The organism is Archaeoglobus sp. (genome assembly GCF_017656475.1).
In the GTDB taxonomy this organism is placed as follows: Archaea; Halobacteriota; Archaeoglobi; order Archaeoglobales; family Archaeoglobaceae; genus Archaeoglobus.
Genome location: NZ_JACDNT010000077.1, coordinates 1 through 3,049, shown reverse-complemented (window position 1 = coordinate 3,049; position 3,049 = coordinate 1). Strand labels below are relative to the sequence as shown.

Here is a 3,049-nt window from a genome sequence, read left to right as displayed (position 1 = left end):
CCCTTCTCTTTTTCTCTGATTATCCATTTTATCGTCTTCTCGTCAAGTTTCACATAGAGGTTTGTTGAAGTGGGAAATAATTTCGGGAAAAGACAGTTGAAAATTACCTTCTACCTCTCACCACCTTAAAGTACACAACTATTGCAACCAGACCTACGAGGACAGCTAACGGATAGCTAGCGATGGGAAAGCTCCACACCACGTTTATTCTGTTTGTCGGTTCCCGGTAGTACTTGTCGATCTGAGGTAACCCTTCATCATTTACTGGCTGAGATAGTGTGTAATCAACAACAACCTCCCAGACTTTCAGTTCTTCACCATCAACCCTCACTACGAGGTTTTGGTAGTCCTCAGGTGGAATGGGACTTCCTTTTTCATCCTTAGGCTCGACAGTTAGCTGGGGGAGAACTTCGGCGATTTTGGGCAAAAACGAGAGAATATAGTTGTCCGTAACAACCATGTACAGTCTGTCGTCTCTTTCAATAACTTCATAATCTTCGTCGTTTAGAGTTTGTTTTCCGGTGCCTTTATAGCGCTCAGCCTTAACAACACTACCCAGATTTGGAAGCATGGCAGAGGGGATCTTCTTGTCGACGAAGGGAATTTCAATTAAGGCGTTTTGCGGGTTGTAGTAGTAACGCAATCCGGAGAACTGGACGAAGAAGTCGTCACCGTAAAGCTGATGGAGCAAAATCGTTATCTCCAGAACTCTATAGACTTCCTCTCCTGTTATGTAAAAGGAAACCAGGGAGTAACCGGGACTTCCATCTTCTCCAACTCCCAGGCTCACAGGGAGGAGCAAATCGTATAGGCTGATTTTTCCCTTCGAGTACTCCATAGTGCCTGGAGTGACGTTTCCCCTTATCTCCCCATTGGCAAAAACAGCAAAATCAACCTTCTTGCCAGTTTTTTCTTCAGCAACCAGACGCATCGCATCGGTAATGAAATCTCCGATATTGGACTCCTGAAGCATTCTGGTGGTAAGGGCGAAGTCTGATGAAGCGACTGTGTCCAAGATATTTTTGCCAGTCTTGTTGTAAACCATAGCGTTAACTTTGTTGATGTATTCCTTTATAACTGCATCAACTTCCGGATCAATGGGGATTTCATCGTCTATCTTAATGAGGAACGGTGTTCCGGTATCGTAATTGCGTATTTTTAGTTCTCCGTTGTCTCTGTTATACTCAAGCTCAAGAACTCCGAGATATCTGAGGCCGTCTCCCGTCTGGACTATTATCGTCCCGTCTGATGTTATGATTGGCTCTTCAAGTACTGTATGGCTGTGTCCGCCTACAATTATGTCAATTCCAGAGACGGCTTCGGCAAGCTCAAGGTCTTCAGAAACGCCCAAATGAGTAACAGCTATTATCAGATCCACGCCTTCTTTCTTCAGCTCTTCAACAGCTTGCTTTGCCGTCAGTATTGGGTCTTCAAAATCGAGGGGTTCGTAAGAGTAGGCTTTTGCTTTCGCATCCTTGCCTAAGAGGCCTATGAAACCTATTTTCAGATTTTCGAGCTCCATTATATGGTATTTCTTCACTATCTCGTTCATTGGATGTCCCTGAGGTGCTACCAGATTCGTGGATACAATTACTGTTTTTTCGTTAGCTTCCGGGTATCCTGCATTGAGAAGGCTCTCTACAAGCTTTTCTGCCCCGTAGTCAAACTCGTGGTTTCCTATGGTTATCACGTCGTAGCCAATTTTCTGCATAAGGGCTATTTCAGGAGACTCCCCCTCAGTAACCAGCCAGGAGAACGGGCTTCCACCGGTAAAGTCTCCTGCAGAGATCAGCATTACTTCCTCAGACTTTTCAGCCTTTATGCTTTTTACAAGAGAAGCCAGTCTGGCAAATCCGCCTATCGTCGGGTCTTTTACACTCTCGTTGAAGTCTATTGCAGGCGAATACGGTATAACGGCCGAGTGCTCGTCGTTGGTGTGTAAAATGGTGAAGTTAACCGTATTTCCGGCTGCTGAAGATGGAAAAACAAGTATTATTGCCAACACAGCAACTGCTAACAATTTTTTCATGGAGAAAATTACAATGATTTAAATTTAAAAGTTATGACTGCTTTCAAAATTCGTGAAGGTATGAAGGGAATAAGCAACTTTCAAGAAAGCAAGCATCTATGCAAACACCTTAATAGGGACGGTTATTCTATTCTTTCTCAATTTACCCCACTCTATATCCAAGATAATGTTATTCGAGGCATGAGTTACGTCGGAGAGGAGGTAAGGCTCGCCAGACATTCCGAATGTCTTCACAATTTCTTTTCCTGTGATCTTACCAAATACGACGACTCCCCTCTCCACGGCTGAAGGTTTCCATGAAAATTCGTAATGTCCTCTAATATCTGATGAGAGGAGCAATTCTGGAAAGTAAAGGCACATGGATTTGTTTACCCTACAAATCTTAACCTCAACCTTTTTATCGCAGTACAAGAATCCTCTGAGCATCTCTCCACCCTCAAGCATGAGTTCAATTCTATCCTCTGCTATATTCTTTACTTTAGGCTCTACATGCATTTTAAGGCAACATATGGGAGCTACATGAACATAACTCTCCTCTCCCAATCTAACGCACCTTAAGTAGCATAAACCAATGTATTTCTTCGAAAGAAAACCCCCATAAAACGGCTTCATGTGAACGTTTATCCATCCCGTTTTCGATTGTAAATTCGTCCTCCTTCTCGAAATAGTATATCCAAGGCAGAGGATGAGCCATACCCCTCCATGAGTCAACTATAATATCAGCATTGACTCCAAGATAGAGAATTCCCACTTCTGCCTTCTTAGCAGTGGTATAAGCTTTGAGTGTAGCTGATTTCGAATCATAGCTGACATCCCGAACTTCTGGCATCTTTTTCTTACGAAATAACATGATATTTACTTCAATCATTTACGCAAAAATCTTGCGCCTTGTTAATGACGATGGAGAAAAGAGAAAATTGATTTCTACTATTCATGGTCTCCTTCAGATTTCGAAAATATCATTGATATAGGGTCCTTACCAAATCACATCTCAGCCAACCTCTGCAGTACCCTCTTTTC

At 42.9% G+C, this 3,049-nt stretch carries 3 protein-coding genes; all 3 read right to left on the bottom strand.

Going from position 1 to position 3,049, the window contains the following annotated elements; all coding sequences use genetic code 11:
• Positions 1 to 103: 103 nt before the first annotated feature.
• On the bottom strand, positions 104 to 2,029 hold the full coding sequence (locus tag H0Z19_RS11755; RefSeq protein ID WP_290726854.1) for a bifunctional UDP-sugar hydrolase/5'-nucleotidase: 1,926 nt from the start codon (positions 2,027 to 2,029) through the stop codon (positions 104 to 106).
• 96 nt (positions 2,030 to 2,125) lie between these two features.
• The gene (locus H0Z19_RS11750) at positions 2,126 to 2,572 is read right to left on the bottom strand and encodes a hypothetical protein (RefSeq protein ID WP_290726852.1); all 447 of its coding nucleotides are present in this window, start codon (positions 2,570 to 2,572) and stop codon (positions 2,126 to 2,128) included.
• A gap of 1 nt (position 2,573) precedes the next feature.
• Positions 2,574 to 2,858, bottom strand: a complete 285-nt coding sequence (locus H0Z19_RS11745) for a hypothetical protein (RefSeq protein WP_290726849.1) — start codon at positions 2,856 to 2,858, stop codon at positions 2,574 to 2,576.
• Positions 2,859 to 3,049 lie beyond the last annotated feature (191 nt).